Annotated in this window: 14 protein-coding genes; 10 read left to right on the top strand and 4 right to left on the bottom strand. The window is 52.7% G+C overall.

Annotation, left to right across the window (positions count from 1 at the left end; genetic code table 11):
• Positions 1-57: 57 nt before the first annotated feature.
• The 4 genes from NA645_RS12800 (at position 58) to NA645_RS12815 (ending at position 5,256) form a co-directional block, all read left to right on the top strand.
• Positions 58-954: a LysR family transcriptional regulator gene (locus NA645_RS12800; RefSeq protein ID WP_064613876.1), complete on the top strand. Its 897-nt coding sequence runs from the start codon at positions 58-60 to the stop codon at positions 952-954.
• 312 nt (positions 955-1,266) lie between these two features.
• Positions 1,267-3,612, top strand: coding sequence for an FdhF/YdeP family oxidoreductase (locus tag NA645_RS12805; protein ID WP_064613877.1), 2,346 nt, complete (start codon positions 1,267-1,269; stop codon positions 3,610-3,612).
• Between the two features lie 3 nt (positions 3,613-3,615).
• Positions 3,616-4,218 carry a nucleotidyltransferase family protein gene (locus NA645_RS12810; protein WP_064613878.1) on the top strand — a complete coding sequence of 201 codons (603 nt, stop codon included), beginning with the start codon at positions 3,616-3,618 and terminating at the stop codon, positions 4,216-4,218.
• Positions 4,219-4,224: 6 nt separating this feature from the next.
• Positions 4,225-5,256 carry an XdhC family protein gene (locus NA645_RS12815; RefSeq protein WP_256049162.1) on the top strand — a complete coding sequence of 344 codons (1,032 nt, stop codon included), beginning with the start codon at positions 4,225-4,227 and terminating at the stop codon, positions 5,254-5,256.
• Between the two features lie 471 nt (positions 5,257-5,727).
• Here NA645_RS12815 and tatA read toward each other — a convergent pair whose 3' ends face one another.
• On the bottom strand, positions 5,728-5,955 hold the full coding sequence (gene tatA, locus NA645_RS12820) for a twin-arginine translocase TatA/TatE family subunit (RefSeq protein WP_064613864.1): 228 nt from the start codon (positions 5,953-5,955) through the stop codon (positions 5,728-5,730).
• A gap of 567 nt (positions 5,956-6,522) precedes the next feature.
• Between tatA and NA645_RS12825 the strand changes: the two genes are divergently transcribed.
• The 3 genes from NA645_RS12825 (at position 6,523) to NA645_RS12835 (ending at position 9,263) form a co-directional block, all read left to right on the top strand.
• Positions 6,523-7,215, top strand: a complete 693-nt coding sequence (locus tag NA645_RS12825) for a TetR/AcrR family transcriptional regulator (protein ID WP_064613865.1) — start codon at positions 6,523-6,525, stop codon at positions 7,213-7,215.
• 468 nt (positions 7,216-7,683) lie between these two features.
• Positions 7,684-8,837 (top strand): IS3 family transposase gene (locus NA645_RS12830; RefSeq protein ID WP_256049163.1). Its coding sequence is split into 2 segments (ribosomal slippage): positions 7,684-7,930 and positions 7,930-8,837, totalling 1,155 coding nucleotides; the frame shifts between segments, so codons are not numbered across the junction.
• A gap of 66 nt (positions 8,838-8,903) precedes the next feature.
• The gene (locus NA645_RS12835) at positions 8,904-9,263 is read left to right on the top strand and encodes a histone-like nucleoid-structuring protein, MvaT/MvaU family (protein ID WP_096269038.1); all 360 of its coding nucleotides are present in this window, start codon (positions 8,904-8,906) and stop codon (positions 9,261-9,263) included.
• 115 nt (positions 9,264-9,378) lie between these two features.
• Here the strand turns inward: NA645_RS12835 and umuC are convergent, their stop codons facing one another.
• Together umuC and NA645_RS12845 are read right to left on the bottom strand one after the other, a co-directional pair.
• Positions 9,379-10,659, bottom strand: coding sequence for a translesion error-prone DNA polymerase V subunit UmuC (gene umuC, locus NA645_RS12840; protein ID WP_256049164.1), 1,281 nt, complete (start codon positions 10,657-10,659; stop codon positions 9,379-9,381).
• Complete coding sequence (locus NA645_RS12845) at positions 10,646-11,077, bottom strand: LexA family protein (RefSeq protein WP_096269040.1); 432 nt, start codon at positions 11,075-11,077, stop codon at positions 10,646-10,648. Before NA645_RS12845 ends, umuC begins: the two co-directional genes overlap by 14 nt.
• 82 nt (positions 11,078-11,159) lie before the next feature.
• Between NA645_RS12845 and NA645_RS12850 the strand changes: the two genes are divergently transcribed.
• Positions 11,160-11,873, top strand: coding sequence for an SOS response-associated peptidase family protein (locus tag NA645_RS12850; RefSeq protein WP_181086775.1), 714 nt, complete (start codon positions 11,160-11,162; stop codon positions 11,871-11,873).
• 603 nt (positions 11,874-12,476) lie between these two features.
• A complete protein-coding gene (locus tag NA645_RS12855) occupies positions 12,477-16,862 on the top strand; it encodes an AAA family ATPase (RefSeq protein WP_256049165.1) in 4,386 nt (1,461 codons plus the stop codon).
• 227 nt (positions 16,863-17,089) lie between these two features.
• Here the strand turns inward: NA645_RS12855 and NA645_RS12860 are convergent, their stop codons facing one another.
• Entirely contained in the window at positions 17,090-17,983 is an 894-nt protein-coding gene (locus NA645_RS12860; protein WP_096269046.1) for a site-specific integrase, read from the bottom strand.
• Between the two features lie 614 nt (positions 17,984-18,597).
• Between NA645_RS12860 and NA645_RS12865 the strand changes: the two genes are divergently transcribed.
• Entirely contained in the window at positions 18,598-19,032 is a 435-nt protein-coding gene (locus tag NA645_RS12865) for a hypothetical protein (RefSeq protein ID WP_256049166.1), read from the top strand.
• Positions 19,033-19,475: the final 443 nt, after the last annotated feature.

Genomic DNA, 19,475 nt, shown 5'->3' on the forward strand with positions numbered 1-19,475 from the left:
TAACTCGTTCCTGGCGTTGAATACAATGAGCTTTGGTAAGACGGTATTGTTCTTTTAATGGATATTAAGCAGCTTAAATTTCTTGTGGCCCTCGACGAGGCCCGCCATTTCGGACAGGCGGCTTCGCTCTGTCATATCACTCAGCCTACGCTTTCCATGAGGCTGCGCAGCCTAGAACAGGAGCTGGGGTTGTCCCTAGTGGACCGAGGACAGCGCTTCGAGGGTTTTACTCCCGAGGGCAAACGTATCCTTGCGTGGGCCCGCACGCTTCTCGCAGCGCACGATGGATTACAGGCGGAGGCCTCCGCCTGCCGTGGGCAATTGGTAGGCACCTTGCGTCTAGGGGTCGTACCGTTGTGCGGGTTCGATCCGATGCGGTTAATCTCAATCTTTACTGCAAAATACCCGCATCTCCGTTTCCAGCTTTTCGCGTTGAGTAGCGAACAGATTCTTGAACGTCTCAGCAGCAACCAGCTAGAGCTGGGTCTGTCGTACCTCACCTCACTTGACCGGACCCATTTCACCAGTCTAGAGCTGGCTGAAACGCGTATGGGATTGCTCTATGACGACCGTTATTTCACTTTCGAAACGACTGAGCTCGGCTGGGAAGCGCTCGTCCGGTTACCGTTGGGGCTGCTATCGGGCGGCATGCATTTTCGCCAATCGATTGATCACGGCTTTCGTAGCCGCGGTCTTGCGGTCAGTCCACTACTGGAAACCGACGCTGTGCACATCCTCCTACAGTCTGTTCAGGCTGGCTTATTCTGCGCAGTGATACCGCTGAACAGCGGCTTGGAAGGTCATCATCAGCATCTTCGCCTGGTTACCATTGAAGATGCTCAGACTTTGGCCCCGCTAGGCCTTATTCTCCGGCGAACCGCACCTCGCTCGGCGCTTGGCGACGCTTGTTTCGCTGAAGCCCAGGCGCTGCTAGGCAGGAGTCAGATCCCATGACCCGTAACCCATGGTTTGGCTGCTGATCTTAATAGATATGCTCGATCAAGGGATCAAGCGTAACGATTAGACGCCGTTCAAGCAGCCGCATAGGCTAGGGGTTCGGTCGCCAGCAGCTAATCGGTATGGTTTATCGATTTGGAGCGAATACTTCGAAAGGCAGCCTGGGCCCCGCGATCGTGTTTCCTATCGATCACGTTCGATGGGCCGTTGGACTTTGCGTCGCTTTTGTTGGCCTCATTGGAATCCCCGGCGCGGCAGGGCGTACTTTGATAATCCGACAGACAAACCCTGGTTACGACGGAGTGCGCCATGAGCCTACAACCTGAAGGACCTCGTTATCGACCGTATGCTGGCGCAGCCGCTGGTTGGGGGGCGTTGCGCAGCGTCGGTCGCGCCTGGCTCGAAAGCAAACAACCGTTCAAGAATCTCCGTGCGTTGCTCAAGACAAACCAGCATGGCGGTTTCGACTGTCCTGGCTGCGCCTGGGGTGATTCGCCTGAAGACGGCCGCATAAAGTTCTGCGAGAACGGCGCCAAAGCGGTGAACTGGGAAGCCACCAAGCGTCGTGTCGATGCGGGTTTCTTTGCCCGCTATAGCGTCAGCCAGTTACGCGCGCAGAGCGATTACTGGCTCGAATACCAGGGCCGCCTGACCGAACCGATGCGCTACGACCGGGCCAGCGACCACTACGTGCCGGTGAGCTGGGACGCCGCGTTCAACCTGATCGGCGAACAGCTGAAGCGTCTCGACAGTCCGCAACAGGCGGAGTTTTATACGTCAGGCCGGGCCAGCAACGAGGCGGCGTTTCTCTACCAGCTGTTCGTTCGCGCCTACGGCAGCAATAATTTTCCCGATTGCTCGAATATGTGCCACGAAGCCAGCGGCGTCGCCCTTGGCCAGAGCGTGGGCGTCGGTAAAGGCACCGTAACCTTTGCCGATTTCGAACACGCCGACGCCATTTTCGTGCTCGGTCAGAACCCCGGCACCAACCATCCGCGAATGCTCGAACCGCTACGCGAAGCGGTTAAACGCGGCGCGCAGGTGGCCTGCTTCAACCCGCTCAAGGAACGTGGTCTGGAGCGCTTCCAGCATCCACAGCACGCGCTGGAAATGCTCAGCAACGGCTCCGCACCGCTCAATACCGCATTTTTCCGACCGGCCCTGGGCGGCGACATGGCCGCCTTGCGCGGGATCGCGAAATTTCTCCTGCAATGGGAGCGTGAGGCGCAGGACCAGGGAGAGCCAGCGGTCTTCGATCATGCGTTCATCAACGAACATACCGATGGCCTCGACGCCTATCTGGCGGTGCTGGACGCAACACCTTGGGCGCAGCTCGAAGCACAGTCGGGACTGAGCCTGGCTGACATCCAACAGGCTGCACAACTGTATCGGCAGGCCGAGCGGGTGATCATCTGCTGGGCCATGGGCATCACCCAGCATCATCACTCCGTGGCGACCATCCAGGAGATCGCCAACCTGCAGCTGCTACGTGGCAACCTCGGTCGCCGAGGCGCTGGGCTCTGTCCGGTGCGCGGGCACAGCAACGTGCAAGGCGACCGCACCATGGGCATCAACGAACGGCCGCCGGCCGCGCTGCTGGACGCACTGGAGAAACGCTTTGCTTTCAAGGTGCCCCGCGAGAACGGCCACAACACCGTCGAGGCGATCCAGGCCATGCTCGAAAGTCGCGCCAAGGTCTTCATTGGCCTGGGCGGCAATTTCGCCCAGGCCACGCCCGACAGCCGACGCACCCACCTGGCGTTGCAGAATTGCGATCTGACCGTCCAGATCAGCACCAAGCTCAACCGCAGCCACCTGACCATCGGGCGCGATGCGCTGATCCTGCCGTGCCTTGGCCGTACCGATATTGATTGGCAGGCCAACGGCCCACAGAGCGTCACCGTGGAAGATTCCTTCAGCATGATCCACGCCTCCTTCGGCCAGCTGCAGCCGCTGTCGGCGTTGATGCGCTCGGAGCCAGCGATCGTCGCCGGCATCGCCAAGGCGACAATCGGTAATCATCCGGTGGACTGGGAGGCGCTGATCACCGATTACGACCGCATCCGCGACCTGATCGCCGATACCATTCCCGGCTTTGCCGACTTCAGCCAGCGCCTCCAACATCCGGGCGGCTTCTATCTGGGCAACATGGCCGGCGCACGACGCTGGAATACTCCGACCGGCAAGGCGCGTTTCAAAGCCAATCCGATCCCGACGGATCTGCTACCGGAGCAGGTTCGCCTGAGCGGTCAGCAGCCCGATCTGATCCTGCAGACGCTGCGTTCGCATGACCAGTACAACACCACCATTTATGGTCTCGATGATCGTTACCGCGGCGTCAAAGGCCAGCGCCGCGTCATCTTCGCCAACGAGGCCGACATACTTCGCCTGGGCTACACATCAGGGCAAAAAGTCGACTTGCTGTCCCTCTGGAGCGACGGTGTTGAACGGCGTGTGAACGACTTCGCTCTGCTCGCCTTCGACATCCCGGCAGGGCAGGCAGCCGCTTACTACCCCGAAACCAACCCATTGGTACCTCTTGAGAGCATTGGTATCGGCAGTCACACCCCTACATCGAAGTTCATAGCCATCAAACTTATGCCTAGTACGGCTTCGAATCATAACCGGCGTATCGAAGCCATTGCTCAAGGATGATGCATGAACGCATTGACTGCTTCATCTCGGTTCGATTTCAGTACGGTCACGGTGCTTGTACTTGCGGCTGGTAAAGGAGAGAGATTCAGGGCCTCTGGGGGCACTTGCCACAAACTCGAAGCGCTTATAGCTGCTAAGCCAATGCTGTGGCATGTAATGAAGGCTGTGGATGAGTCCGGGTTACGAGCACTACTGGTACGTCCTCATGGTGGGACTGGCGGTATGGGCGAAAGCATAGCGCTAGGTGTCCGGTCGACACCTGATGCGGCTGGCTGGTTGATACTCCCAGCAGATCTGCCGCTAATTCAGGCCGGCACGTTACACCTCGTCGCGAATAGTCTGAGCCAGAACTTAATTGTTGCCCCTCACTGCGATGGGCGACGTGGTCATCCTGTGGCGTTTAGGCGTGAGCTTTACCACGATCTTGCAGCGCTCTCAGCTGATTATGGCGCCAGTTCTATCGTGCGTGCCAATCAGTCGCTTGGTCATGTCCTCGACTTGGCGGTCGAGGACATAGGCATTGCTGAAGACGTAGACACAATCACAGACCTTGTTCGCGTTGAGAAGATTCTTCGTCTCCGCGAGCATGCCGAACAAACACAATGAGGCGCTATGGAAAGTATTGACGTCATGGTGCTTCGCACCGCGCGGGACTGGCTGGCAGAAGGGCACAGAGTGCTGCTAGCCACGGTAGTTAGAACATGGGGATCATCTCCTCGTCCCGTTGGCTCCATGATGATCCTACGCGATGATGGTCGTGCAGTCGGAAGCGTATCCGGCGGTTGCATTGAGGATGACCTAATTCACTGCTACACGAAGGCATTCGGCGGACGAGGCATTCCGAATTCGATCCCTCAGGTAGTTCGATACGGTGTCAGTGCTGACGAGGCGCACAGATTTGGATTGCCGTGCGGAGGAACTCTCGAACTAGTTTTGGAGTTCATACCACCGCTCAGCTCGTTAGGCGACTCGTTAGACGAGTTGGTCAGCAGACTGGAAACTGGTCAGTTGGTGAAGCGAATTGTCCAGCTCACTGATGGCTCCGTTAGGCTTGTGAATACGGCGGAGCCTGAGTCTCTGAAATTCAATGATGCCCAGCTAATAAATACATTAGGCCCAGGTTATCGAATGCTTATTATCGGAGCTGGTGCCTTGGCGGAGTACCTCTCCACAATGGCTCTGTTCAATGGATTCAAAATAACTATTTGCGATCCACGAAGCGAGTACATCGATACTTGGTCAGTCGCGGGCGTGGAGATTAGCACCGCTATGCCTGACGATGCTGTTTATGCGTTTCGACCAGATATTAGGACTTGCATTGTGGCGCTGAGCCATGATCCGAAGCTAGATGACTTGGCACTGCTACAAGCACTTCAGAGCCCAGCATTTTACATTGGCGCAATCGGCTCTAGGCGCAACAACCGAAGCCGTCGTGACCGGCTCATAACCCATTTTGGCGAGACGGAGCATTCGCTGAAGCGGCTTCGAGGTCCCGTGGGTATCTACATTGGTAGCAAAACCCCTGCAGAAATTGCGGTCAGCGTCATGGCTGAAATAATAGCAGTCAAAAATGGCGTTGCGCTGCCCGTAGAAATGTCAATTCATCAGGCCAAGCTTGCCCAAGAGGCCGCCGCAACTGAGTAAAAATTAATGACATTTGTATATCGGCATCGACGGGTGCGGCGGGCGATAACTTTGTTTGAATCTGGGCCGCACGCTACGTGCTTTAAGATCATTGCTTCGCCCACTTTCACATACTTAGCATAGTTACCGCGTCCTGCTTCGCCACTTTCCACATGCGCGTAACTATGTTTAGGCCGTTAATTTTTGTACCCGCTCAGGCGGCTCAGCAGAAGACAAGCCCACATTGATACGGCGAGCAAAGCTGTGGCGATTGCACCCGGCGCGGTAGGCTAAATGCCAACAAAAAAGCAGTTGATAGCTGTGGCGTAAGAAACACCGATAAAGACTCAGCCGAGACAGCAGCGCGAGCGGGACCTTCATGTCCCGCCAAAGGCGCGCGGCCTACCACAAGCATATGTAAAGCTGTGCCGATACTAATTTACGCTTGGCTGTTCAGCCAGATTTAGCTCAGGCGTAACTGAGGTCGACACCTCAACTCTTCTTTGCCGGTTCTTCGGCCTTCTGCCCTTCCACGTTATAGGTAAAGCTCTGCTTTTCCACGCTTGGCTTATCCTCACTCGCTCCCATTGAATTGCGAAATCCTTTTATCGCCTCCCCCATGTCTGAGCCTAGCCCTTTCAAACGTTTACTGCCAAAAAGCATAACCACGATGAGCAATACGATGAGAAGCTGCCAGACGCTAATTCCACCAAGACCCATGCTGTGTTTCTCCGAAATGCGATGTCATAAACTTGGGCAGGCGACTCGGACGCTGACCCTAAGCTTCGCTGTTTTCGACTATGAGGTGTTACGCACTGCTAGCGGTAGTCGAACCCTTACGGTACAGGCTCGCTACAGTGAATGCCATCCGCAGCAGCCTTTTTTTTCACTTATTTCGGCCGGATGGCGAAGTCTCGTTGCCGCGGGCTTAACGGGCCGTCACACTGATCAATACAGGCGGGGTTGTTCAGTGGTCCGGTGTTTCTAAACGCAACTTTTTTGTTATGTCTATGCAGTATTAAACGCCAGCACGAACGTGGTTCTGTATATCGAGTTACTAAACTTGCTAAACCAAAAAATTAAATGAGCAAATTGTGGCTATGCGCAATTTAACTAGTGCGTATGGAGTAACTTGTTGAAATTTGAATTTTTAATTGCAATCTCTGTTGGTTTATTAACCCGGCCTCTGCTCGGGTCGTAGTGGTTGCTGGAAGAAAAATATTCAGTTTTTCATTTGTCGGAGGTATAATGAACGATTAAAGGTTAAGTGTTCAGCTAGGGTGCAGTATGTCCGGATTGAAGGCGGGTGCAGAAAAAAAACAGGTTAGCCGGCTCGGTAGGAGAAGGTTCTCAGAGCTCGGTGAAGTCGAAAATAAAGAGCTTATTCTAAACGAGGCCGAAAAGCTTTTTGCTATGCAAGGGTACTTGGGGACTAGCCTCAAACAAATAGCTCAGCAAGCTAACGTAACTCAAGCGCTTATCACATATTATTATGGAACGAAGCAGAATCTTTTTTTAGAAATTTATAGGAGGGGCCTGGCGGATATCGCTAGAAATCGTCAGCAATACCTCGATGATTTGAAAGCGGGGGGATCCGATTATGAGATTTCGGATATAATTAGAACTTACCTTAAGCCGCAATTCGAACACAGAGATGGGGGGGAGGCATGGAAGTACTTTGCGCGGTTGCAGTCCCGTTTAGTAAGTGAGCCTGACGAGGTTACTGTGCCGTTAAGGAAGGAGTTATATGATGAAGCCATTAAGGCTTATATAAAAGAGATGATGGCTTGCGAAGGTAAGGAGCATCGCGTCGCTATTAGCTGGGGGGCTGTGTTCATGATCTCAATGATTCTTTATATGCTAAGAGGTGTCGATCGTATCGGTGAGCTTACGGACGGAAGCGTCCACGCAGAATCAGAAGATGACATGATTGAAAAAATGACGTTGTTTATAGCCGGTGGAATCAACGCGCTCAAGTAAAGCGCGCCTGAGGTACCGATATGGTGGAGAATTCCCGTGATCGATGGTGTCAGGCAATTCTCTGAAGAAGCTACTTTTATAATCTGTAGCGGCGACTACATGCAATGCACTTTTTTGGCTCGCCGACCGGGTCGGCGATGAACGCTGTCACCCGGTTTTCGGTGTCGCTCGGCCGCCGTTGGACCTGTAAAAGCGCCGCGTTAGTGTTAAGCCATATTGAATTTGTAGGTGCGCTGCAAAAAAGCATCTAAACGGCGCATGGCGGAGCGATTGACTAGTTGCAGCGGCTTTTGGGCTTGCGGTTTTGTTAGGCCTGGATCAGCCGTTGACTGATTGTTGCGGGTGTGTAAGGCAGCGGCGCACAAACTCAAAGATCAGCTCGACTTTGAAAGACAGATGTTTCCGGGGGTTCTACCCCGTTAGCACGGACACTTTCAAGTAAGCTCACACCGAGCTGAAGGAGTGTTCATGAAGCGCAAGAAATACAGTCCCGAGTTCAAGCGGGAAGCCATCGAGCTGGTTCGTCGTTCAGGGGCCAGCTGCCGACAGGTGGCCCTAGAGATTGGTGTGGCTCCCAACCTGCTCACCCGCTGGGTTCGGGAGGCGCAACCAGGCACTGAGAAAGTCTTCCCTGGAACGGGAAGTCCGCTGGATGAGGAGCTTGCCCGTCTCAAGCGCGAGTTGGCCCGAGTAACCAAGGAACGTGATTTTTTAAGAGACGCGGCAGCGTACTTTGCCAAGGAGTCATCGAGCGGTACACGGTGATCCAGCGCTGCCGCAACGAGTACCCGGTACGATTGATGTGCCGTTGCCTGAAGGTTTCTGCCAGCGGCTATTACGCCTGGCAGGATCGTGAACCAAGTGCGCGAGCTCAGGAGAATGCGCGCTTGGTGAAGCGCATTCGGGAGATTCACGAGGACAGCCGGGGCGTGATTGGAGCGCCACGAATGCACGAGGATTTGCTCGACGAGGGCGAAGTCGTCAGCCTGAACCGAGTTGCTCGCCTGATGGCGGCTGAGCGAATTCAAGGCTGGCCACGCCGGAAACGACATGGCTTTGGAAGAGCCGTCAGTGGCCGCCCAGCAGGCGTGAAAAACCTCCTGGAGCGCGATTTCACTGCACAGGAACCGGAGCGCAAGTGGGTCACGGACATCACGGAAATAGCCACACTGGAAGGCAAACTCTTCCTGTGCGTAGTGCTCGACCTGTACAGCAAGCTGGTGATCGGTTGGTCGATGCATCACCGCCAGGATCGGCAGATGGTGATTCGAGCAGTGGAGATGGCGATTTGGCAGCGCCAGGGTGACTGGTCAGTAATCCTGCATTCGGATCGCGGTAGCCAATTCACCAGCACCGACTACCAGCGCTTTCTGAATCGCAACACGCTGGTCTGCAGCATGAGTGCCGTCGGGCATTGCGGCGACAACGCAGCCTGTGAAGGCTTCTTCGGTCAGCTCAAACGGGAGCGCGTTGTCCATCAGTCGTATCGAACTCGTGATGAAGCACGGGCGGATTTATTCGACTACATCGAGCGGTTTCATAACCCACGAATGCGTCGTAGAGTCGCCAGGCAAGATCTGAAGTTTTCAGCCCTTTTCAAACCGTCCGTGGAAATGGGGTAGAACCCCTTCATGTCCAAACGGTAGACTGAGACACAACACAGCAGCGTCGTTCTCAGAAGGGTACTCATGTCCAAACTCGCCGAATTCAAAGCTCTAGAAGCCCAGCTCGCAGCCCAGCTCAAGCAGCTTGATGCTCTTAGGAATGACGACAAACTCAAGCGCGAAATAGAGTTCGAGGAAAAACTCCGCAATTTGATGGGGAAATATGACGTAGGCCTGCGCGAAATTATTTCAATACTGGATCCGCAGTCCAGCCGCACCAGCACCACGCTGGTGTCTCAAGCACCTCGCCGGCAGCGTCAACTCAAGGTTTACAAGAACCCAGAAACTGGAGAAGTCGTAGAAACGAAAGGTGGCAACCATAAGATTTTGAAAGCCTGGAAAGAAAAGCACGGCGCCGACAAGGTGGAGGGTTGGCTTCAGTAAGCTATCCCGTCCAACACAAGAGGCAATGCCTGGCTTTTATCTATCCGCTTTCAGCGCCAAGCAAATCGCACTACAACCGACACTTGGAAATTCACCGGCCGTCGCATCCACTCGGCTAGTTGCAACGCACCACCCATAACTGATCCAGCCTGGTTGTGAAACTTTGGCTCATCATCTCCCGTCGCATGCCCCAGTCCGGCGCGGTGGTTACACGGCCTGGCCGGAGGGTGTTGCGGCCCCACTTGGCGTTGATTGCATCGAGCACCCCCATAACGCGCTCCGAGGCAGCAGGTTGAGTTTGGGAGAATAGATCACCGGTGTACTCGCCACGCTGGCACAGGTCCATTAGCAGGACCTCGGCCTTGCTGAACGAAAATCCCTCGCGATAGATGTGCTCCAAACCGGCGATCGCCGCTCGGACGATGTATCGGGTGTCGTCGGTGGGATACGGCAGCTCACACACCACGCCTTTCGCAAACTTAGGCTCGTCGGGATTGAACATGCCGGTCCGGATGCTGATTCGGACACGCTTGCACAGTGACTGCTGGCCCCTCAGCTTCTCGCTGGCCCTAGCAGCGTATGCCGCCACTGCCTCCTTGATTGGCTCCAGCTCGCGCAAGCGCTTGCCGAACATCCGCGAGCAGCAGATTTCCTGTTTGGATGGCGCGAAGTCCTCCAGATCGAGGCACGGCGTCCCGCGCAGTTCGCGTGCGGTTTTCTCGATGACCACGCTGAATTTTTTGCGCAGGGTCCAGGCATCCGCGCTGGCTAGATCCCAAGCAGTACGTATGCCCAACCTGTTCAGGTGCTCGGTCATCCGGCGACCGACACCCCATACATCGCCGACGTCAGTCACGCGCAGCACCTTGTCGCGCCGCACCGGGTCGAGAAGGTCCACTACCCCACCCGTCTGCTTCTGCCAGCGCTTCGCTGAATGGTTCGCCAACTTGGCGAGCGTCTTGGTCCCCCCAATGCCCACCCCGACCGGGATACCCGTGCTGCGCAGTACCTCAGCGCGGATCCGCCTGCCGAGCACTTCGACGTCTGGCACACCGGTAAGGTCGGCAAACGACTCGTCGATTGAGTACACCTCAACCGCAGGCACCAGGCTCTCGATGACCGTCATGACGCGCTCGCTCATATCGCCGTACAGTGCGTAGTTGCTGGAAAACACCACAACGCCCAAACGCTCCAGGTCGCGCCGGATCTGAAAATACGGCACGCCCATCTTGATACCGAGCTGCTTTGCCTCGGTTGAGCGCGCGATTACGCAGCCGTCATTGTTCGAAAGCACGACGATAGGCGTACGGCGCAAGTCTGGTCGGAAGACACGCTCGCAGCTGGCGTAGAACGAGTTGCAATCGATGAGGGCGATTGCCCGCTCAGTACTTGCCATGGATTCGGATGCTGTATGACACCACGCCCCATACGTAGAGTTCTTCGCTTTCGAGGAGGTACCGCGGCGGGAACTTCGGATTGGCCGAGCGCAGAATGACCTGGCTGCCGGCTCGGTCGAAAATCTTGACCAGAGGCTCGTTATTCAGCGCCGCGATGATCACCTCCCCTTTCTCGGCCTCTCGTCCCCGGTCGATGATCAGAATGTCTCGGTCGAAAATGCCGACCTGGATCATGCTCTCCCCGTCTGCACGCGCCAGGTAGGTATGCGGAGCTCGGATGTTCATCAGCTCGTCGAGCGAGATGCTCCCCTCCATGTGGTCCTGCGCTGGGCTCGGGAATCCCGCGGGCACGCAGAAACTGAAAAACGGCAGTGCAATTGTGGTGGGAGCAGCAGGTCCCAATATGTGGACGGGCATGGTACAGACCTCATAACTGTATGCGCATACAGTATTCTGAGGCTAGAGCCCGGTCAATTGAACCAGATGTGCGGGGGCACCCATGTGTGGACGTTTCGCTCAGTACCGAATCGCTTATGAATATCTGGACAAGATCGCGGTGCAGCTACCTTTGCCCTTGCGTGGCGGCGTGAATCCTGAGCCGATCGGACGCTACAACGTGTGTCCGCAATCAATGGTTCAGCTCCTGCACCAGGACGATGATGGGCTGCGCATGGAGCCAGTCAAGTGGGGTTATGCCCCGTCGTGGGCACAGGGGAAACGACCATCAGCGATAAATGCCAGGGTGGAAACGGCCGCAACTAGCAGGTTTTTTCGCGACATCTGGCAAACCGGTCGCGCAATAGTGCCCGCTGATGGTTGGTACGAGTGGAAGAAGGACGCGGCCAACCCGAAGATCAAGCAGCCCTACTACATCACGCTGCGTAGCGGCGAGCCGATGTTCTTCGCAGCGCTTGGGCGGTTTCAACGAGGCGGCTCGCTGGTACCGCGAGACGGCGACGGCTTTGTTGTCATTACGTCATTCAGCGGTGCCGGCATGCTCGACATTCACGATCGGCGTCCTTTGGTTTTATCGCCGCAGTACGCCGCGCGATGGATAGACCCGCATTTGCCGCCGCGCGAAGCAGAAAAGCTCGCGCTAGAGCATGGTTTGTGCGCGGAGGAGTTCGAGTGGCATCCGGTGGGCAAGGCCGTCGGGAACGTGCTGAATGAGGGGCCCGAACTTATCGATAGGATCGACCAGCCACTGGTATAAATTAGCCAGGACGCTTTTCGGCGAGATGAAAGGCGTTTCGCTCCGATGGCCGTTAGTGACGACCAAATCAAATGCCAGCTTTTTTCTAGCTCGCCACTGCATGGGCTAAAGCTACGGTGAGGCGCCATAGCTTAGAAAAGTGAGCTAGGGAATTCGCTAAATTCCGAACAGCGAACTTGAACCCACCGCTCTAGGGGCAGATAGCCCAGCTTCCGCTTACGGCCAAAAGCGGACATTTTTAACTTCTTAGTAGCGCCCAACTGAAAGGCCACTCCAATCTGAGCATTTTTTGTATGGCGTATCCGGTTAGGCTGCCCAATTCGCAGTTTGCTCGCCACAAAAACCTCAGAGTGAATGATAATACTGAGGTGTTTCTTGGCTATCAGCTTTGCAAGTGCGAGGCTACCTGTCAAAAGGAGGTGATATGAGTCTTGCTGGCATACGATCTAACCGTGGCGACGGCTATCAAACCTTGGTTGCGTTTGATTGGGCATTGACCGTCCTATCCGACGAAAACTATCAGTGGCTCGAAATTGATTCGATAACTTATCTAGTCGACGATATTGTCATTGGAAAAGCTGATGGCACTGTTATCGCATGCCAATGCAAAAAAATCAAATCGACTTCAAAGAGTGGTCTACTATTGATCTCGCGGGCGAGCTTGATAAAGCTGCAAGACTGATTAGTCAGAATGAAAATTCTAAAGTTTATTTTTATTCGAGAAACAACTTCGGAAAGCTAGGAAAACTAAAAGAACATAGCGAGACTCAGCAAGATGCGAACGGCTATGAAAGTAGCTTAAGCAACGAAAACCACAAGACAGACACCACCCTGTCAACATTGCTCAACTCCTGCGCTCCAAGTCTATCAACCTATGAGTTTCTTCGTTGTACAGAGTTTGAAACTAGCGGCACTCTAGAGCGTATGCAAGACCAGTTACGAGAGCGATTACGTAATATGGTCAGTAACCTGGATGCAGCATTTAATGCACTCTGGGTTCATCTAGATCACTTGGGCGCCCGAATGAGTAGTGAGGGATCGCTCTCAGTCGCTCAGCATCGGTTCACCAAATCCAATCTTGAAGCTATTCTTAACAAGGCAGGAGCGCTATTAGTTCCTCCCGTAAATATTGCGGAAGTTCGTGCATCATTTTCCAGTGTTTCAGCTATCGGAAGATCATGGCGACGCGATGTAGCAGGCCAGAGAATACCCAGCCCCGTGGTGGATGATCTGCTGGATGCAATCAACTCGGGGCAACGCGCTATCTTGCTTACCGGTTTACCTGGTTCGGGGAAAACCTGCGTGATGCTGGATGTACAGGAAACCTTGGAGCGAAACGCACAGCATTGCACGAGTATCGTGCCGCTCTTCATCCAGTCTCGCGAATTTGCTGACTTGGCTACCTTTCAAGATCGACATGCTTTTGGACTTTCTGATCAGTGGGTGAATCAAGCTGCACGTATTGCAGAAAGTGCGCATGTTGTTGTGATAATCGACTCCCTGGATGTGCTGTCTATCGCACGAGACCATCGTGTGCTTACCTATTTTCTATCTCAGATAGATCGTCTCCTATTTATTCCAAATGTGAGCGTAGTGACCTCTTGTCGAGACTTCGACAGGCATTACGATCGCAGAATTGCGGAAAGAAAATGGGATTGCGAATTAAAATGTTTACCCTTGAATTGGGATGCTCAGATAGCACCATTACTGGACGCATTGGGGATTATTTCCGTTGACATTGATGCTGTTACGCGAGAACTAATTCGAAACCCTCGGGAGCTTGCATTATTCGTCGATTTAGCACTGCGGGAAGGAGGCTTTAACGTCATCACCAGCCAGGCGTTGGCACAGCGTTATCTTGATGGGATTGTGCGAGCCGATGCCTCGCTTGGTGATACTGCGATACGAGCAATTGAAAGCATTGCCGCAGAAATGCTCGAATCACGCAGTTTAGTTGTACCATATCAGCGCTTTCCTGCATCGCCGGAAATTCTACGATCATTGTGTAGCTTAAATGTTTTGCAAGAAACTCAGGATGGCAAGCTAACCTTCGGGCATCAGACACTACTAGACGTTCTAGTCATCAGTGGAGCCCAGAGAGCCGGTGTTACGCTGAACCAATTCATTCAGAGTTTGCCCCCGGTACCCTTTGTTCGCCCCAGTATTCGTAGCTTTGTTGCGCAGTTGGCTCTTGGGGAACGGCGTGAATTCAGAAAACAGATACGAGCAGTATTAACAGGTAAAGCAGCCTTTCATATCCGGCGCTTGGTTGCTGAGTCTTTCGCAGAACAGCTGCCCGTCGACGAGGACTGGCCCTTAATACGCGAGTTACGAGGAAATCACCGCGATGTTTTTCAGGTGATATACACCTCCGCCAATGCTGTCGAGTGGCATCGATTTTGGCTTAAATATCTGGTGCCCATACTTAAGGCAGGGCGAGATATGGAAGGCTACGTGGGGCATGTGCATCAGATATCTCGCTGGAAGAATGAAGATCCAGCATCAGTTGTTTCATTCTGGCATGAAGCACTATCTCTAGATTGGGTCGATCATAATCAATTAGTTCAGCAGTTGCCACTGTACTTATCTGAAATTTCAGCAAAAAACGTAATCCTAGTTGTTCCGTTGCTTAAGTCGCTTCTGGATACGCCCTCAACCGACCACTACTTCTTAGGGCGCTTGGTCGCTTGCTGCGTAAATGCTGGGGTTATAGGAGATGATCTGCTTTGGCGTTATGTGGCTGGTGGCATTGAGGAAAAAGATCTTCTGGAGTACCGGTTCGATAAAAATTTGCGCTGCCAATCCCATGAGTTCGGCGATCGTCAGGATAATTTTGTCCAACAACGTATGCAGCAATCTACGAGATTGCTTGATCTGGCTCTGGCGTCGATTGAGCATTGGAGTGAAATACGCAGCTCACGTTATGGAGAAACCCGTGTAGGCTACCGATATGGATTTCTGAGCGAGACATCGTTCGAACAGACACATAGTCGGCGAGACATGCATCACGTAGATAACATTGATGCTCTACTCGATGCAGTAGAGGCCTCAATTCTCCATCATGCAAAAACGCATTCACGCTGGTGGCAAGATAATCGAGCGCGTCTTTGTTTCAATAAAGAAGGGGCATTGCTGTACTTTGGGATACAAGCTTGCACTGCGACACCTGTAGCTAATATTGATCTGATCGGTTGCATGTTGCGTGACCAGAACATCCTTGAGTTTCAACTGAACTACGAATTGGGCACGCTAATTCGATCAGCATTTATGCTTCTAGATGAAGCAATACAAGATGCTGTGGCCGCTACCATATTAAATATATTTGATGAGTACGCATCAGAATACTGGGTGCTAAAAAAACGTGCGGAACTAATTCTTGCAATCCCTTGCTACCTGCGCTCACCAGAGGCGCAAGCAGTGATTGACGAGTATGGGAAAACGGTTGGAGTAACTGATCGTCAGCCGGATGTTCGTTCGTGGGGTGGCGTAGTCATAGCGCCGTTTTCATTCGATGTATTTCTAGAGGCCAGCGATAGCTCGGTGATGCACCTACTAGCGCACTACAGCGGCTATTCAGATTGGCACGGGGTTGATTTTCTGGTCGGTGGTGAAAGTGAAGTTGGCATGCAACTTCAAGAGGCTGCCTCTCGGCATCCCACTCGATTCATGAGGCTTTTGCCAAACTACTGGTCTGACATTTCAGCAAAGTTTCGCGATGACATCATGGATGGTGTGGCCAATTACTTGGCCCATCGGCATGGAAACCTGCGAGCGGGCGAACATTGGATACCTATTGAGGAGCCAGAGGCTACAGCTCTAGCTAGTCAAATTCTCGATGAGCTTGAAAGACACTCTCAGCACTGGCGGCTCCGGCGTCCCGCAGCCAAAGCATTGGAAGCCTGTGCCAATGTTGTAAATAACCTGATTGACGCCGAACGACTTGTATTTTTAGCCATAGCTTTTCTGCGCCTTGAGGAAGACGACCCGTACAGGAGTGATAACGTTTGCTTGATCTCGCTGGGGATCAATATGGCTAAGGGCGATGTAGCCGAAGCCTTAACAATATTAGCTAGTGACGTTCAAAAAATTGGCGGTTCGTTCCCCGAGCTATTACTTCCCACATTACGTCGTTTTGCAGGAGATGAGCATCCTGCGATTCGCGCAGTAATTCTTCGACGACTGCCTTATTTGCAGAGCAAGAATTTTGAGCTGGGTTGGAGCCTATTTCATGCTGCTATGCAAGATGCAGACGGGCTCTGGAAGATCGCCGAACCTTGCCTCTATTATGCTTATCACAATAATTTTGCCGTAGTAGAGCCTTTACTTAAGCGCCTCCGCTGTGAAGGCAAAGGAAAAGATTTAGAAACATGGGGGCGTATTTCAGCTTTATGCGCCCTGTCTAAACACATCAACATTGCTGATGTTATACAGGACTTGAAGGCTCTTGATGCTACAGAGGCATGGCTGGGTGCTGCATCAGTCTGGGCACATACTGAAAATATTCAGCAGCAAGGTGAGGGGTGCTTTGCTGGGTTGAAAGCAGGGTTAAATGCCAGCGGCGCACATGCATTGGCTGTTGCCGAAAAGCTTGAGCGTATTTTCGGAGATCAAACACCCCCTATTTTTGCGCCTATAGAGCTTATTCGAAAATGTTTTTCAATATTCGAAAATGACAGTCATAGTGAGAGAAAACACCATAGACTTTACGGTTTTCATAAGTGGCTCAACACGATTGCGGAATATGACACAGAGCTTGCCCTCGAGGCACTCAGAATCTATCTGGCATACGTAAAAAAGAGCCAACCATATCTTTACGACCACGAAAACAGCCTCACCCAACTGATGACGAGGCTCTTTGCAGAAGCAGAAGAACTAGAAGAGTCCGACGAGGGTTTGATGCTGAGAAGTGTTGTGGAGATACAAGACACTTTACTTTCGCTAGGAGTAAATGGTGTAACCGATTGGCTGAAAGCTGCCGAGCGCCCCTGATTTGGCTTAGATCCAGTAGCTATCTCATAGGGAATTGATTGACAGCTCCTGGCCGGAAGCTGCCCGTGGGCCTCCACTTTCGTAGCCCAGCCACCCAACAGGTACGCAAGAATTCCGGCGTGAGCGCGGCAAAGCGCTCAAACTATAGGTAGCTACAAGACCACTCCTATTGCCTCACAGGCCATCAGCCGAGCTGCATCTGAACGGTCAAACCAACAGGAGGTACCTCAGCCGTCGGCTATTTCAGACCTACGCTCTCTGTCTCGCTTAACACTAAGGGCCAGCTCAACCGCACGCATTCGCGTGGGCACTGTATCTCTCACCTTTGAGAAATCAGCATCGCTTGCGGGCTTCACCTTAACAGCCTCTGCTCGTCCGGTTCGTTTATCGCCGTACCGGCTAATCGAATCGGTCGCCTGGTGACCCATGACATACGCCATCTCAACCGCAGACATGCCTGAAGCTTTCAAATTTGCTCCGAACTGGTGACGAAGCGTGTACATGCTCGGCACCTTCCTCCTACCGAATAGCTCAGTAGCGACTTGGTGAAGCGCAACGCGTATTGAATCCATACTGCGCGGCTGACATTTAAAAGCAGCGAGAGCATCTCTCAAGATGTTACAGACACCATCGTCAGCCTCGAGCGCTCGGCTAGCGCCGCGTAAACCGTTGTGGCTAAGCTTTGCACCGGATATATGGACGCGCCGGCCATCGATGGAAATGCCGTTAAGCTCGCATGGTCGCGCTCCGGTAAGAGATATCACCATTAAAGCTCCCGCTTCGACAGGCATATCTCGTTCAGCCAGACACCGTAGCCACGCCTCGAAATCAGCGGTAGAAAGCTTCTGCGGACGTCGCTGCTTTTTCTTTCGCGGCAGATTTAACACAGTGACCGGATTGAGCGTCCGATTGATTTCTTGGGCAGCCCAGAAATTTCCTCGACGCTTTTGATCAAACGCCAAAGCGTTACGTAGGCGCCGGTAATAATCCGGGCGGTAATCAGGGGCCGCCCGTAGCAAAGCACCAATAATATTGAGCTCATCAAGCTCAACGCCCTGCATTCGAGTCGCATAGAAATTACTGGCCAAACTAATGTAGGCGCTTTGAGTCTCTGCATTCATACTACTCTTCTTATTATTATTTGCGTGACACATGCCACACAATCAATTATTGCAAATACGAAAACAAAAAAACAACAGCCAGAACATTATTTTTTATATAACCCCAAAAGCCAAATATTGCAAAAATGCAAAAATGCAAAAATGCAAAAATGCAAAAATGCAAAAATGCAAAAATTCTATTCTTTCTATATTGCATTCCGGACTTTGGTTCGTTGGCCAAGGACGCACCATGCTACCTGATCCCACAAGACGATCCACCGGGAGCAGCACATTGGCCGACTGGATAGCGCTGAACATGAGCAGGTGCTTCCGCTCTTTCAGTCGATTTACATTTTAAAATGTCAGAATGAGAGGAGTAATTTTAAATTGCGCACACAGCCTGTGTCGGCAAGACGGACTGGCGCGATCGCTTACCGAGATACCACTGCCCATGACATACGTCTTGTACCACTTTAAATTATGAAATCATGGGCCGGACACCTCTACGAGATAGGTAGGTCGAACGGGTTTCGGGGCATCAACCAGGAGCTGTATAAAAACACAGTATAGCCTATTGCTTTTTTTAAACGGAGGAACTTAGAATTATGGACAGAATAACAACCTGAGGAAAAAACATGTCTATCCTAATTCTTAACTGCGAGTGCGACGAATTCGGCGGTCAATATCTAGTAGTCAGCATTCACGGTGTGGAGCACTGCGTATCACTTGATGATGACTATCCGGAGCAAATCCCAGATTCAGACGATATAGTCCACCGCATTAATGCAGATGACTTCAATGAGCTTTCAGATAAGGTACGCTCCTACGTGCGCAAGCACAGCATCGCCCCCATTCATTCTCTCGATGACGTTAGGCTGCTTGCGATGCGGCTCGGCGATATTAAAGCAAAGACCTACGAGATCTACGAAGAAGGTCTTGGCCTCACGCTCCGTGACTGTAACGTAGATAAAGGTGTACGCACCCTAGCTCGTAAATTTCAGAGCACATATCAGGCACATCGCTGGTTGACCGAGCAACTGGATATTTTGGGTTTCAATGCGTCACGGTAAGCTTGCAAGCGCTAATTTCCAGCTATTGCATTCCTAATCAAAAGCCGCATGCAACCGCAGGTGTGTTATAGATAAAGACGTTTAATCGACTAAATTGACTTCAATGCGACTCGGTTAGACGTTGGCTTATTGGTAGACCACCTGATTAACTTGAAGCTGCTCACTTCAAATCTTTACTGTCTCGGTAGCCTTTCATTTACCAACGCCCGGCAACCGACGCGCGCTTTATAGATTGAACCAACAAAGGCGCATGGATCATGGTTCATCTACAGCAGACGAACCGTAGTGCAACATTCGGAGATCGCAATACCGCTAGCGTATAAACCACACGCAAAGTATAGAGATAGCGATCACAGGGAACGTAGCGGAGGAAGCGCTTCATCTCATCCTTGAGATGGCGAAGAGCGTGCCTTATGGCGCATCGTGTTTCCATGGAAAAACAG

This window comes from Stutzerimonas stutzeri (assembly GCF_024448955.1).
GTDB classification, from domain to species: domain Bacteria; phylum Pseudomonadota; class Gammaproteobacteria; order Pseudomonadales; family Pseudomonadaceae; genus Stutzerimonas; species Stutzerimonas stutzeri_AQ.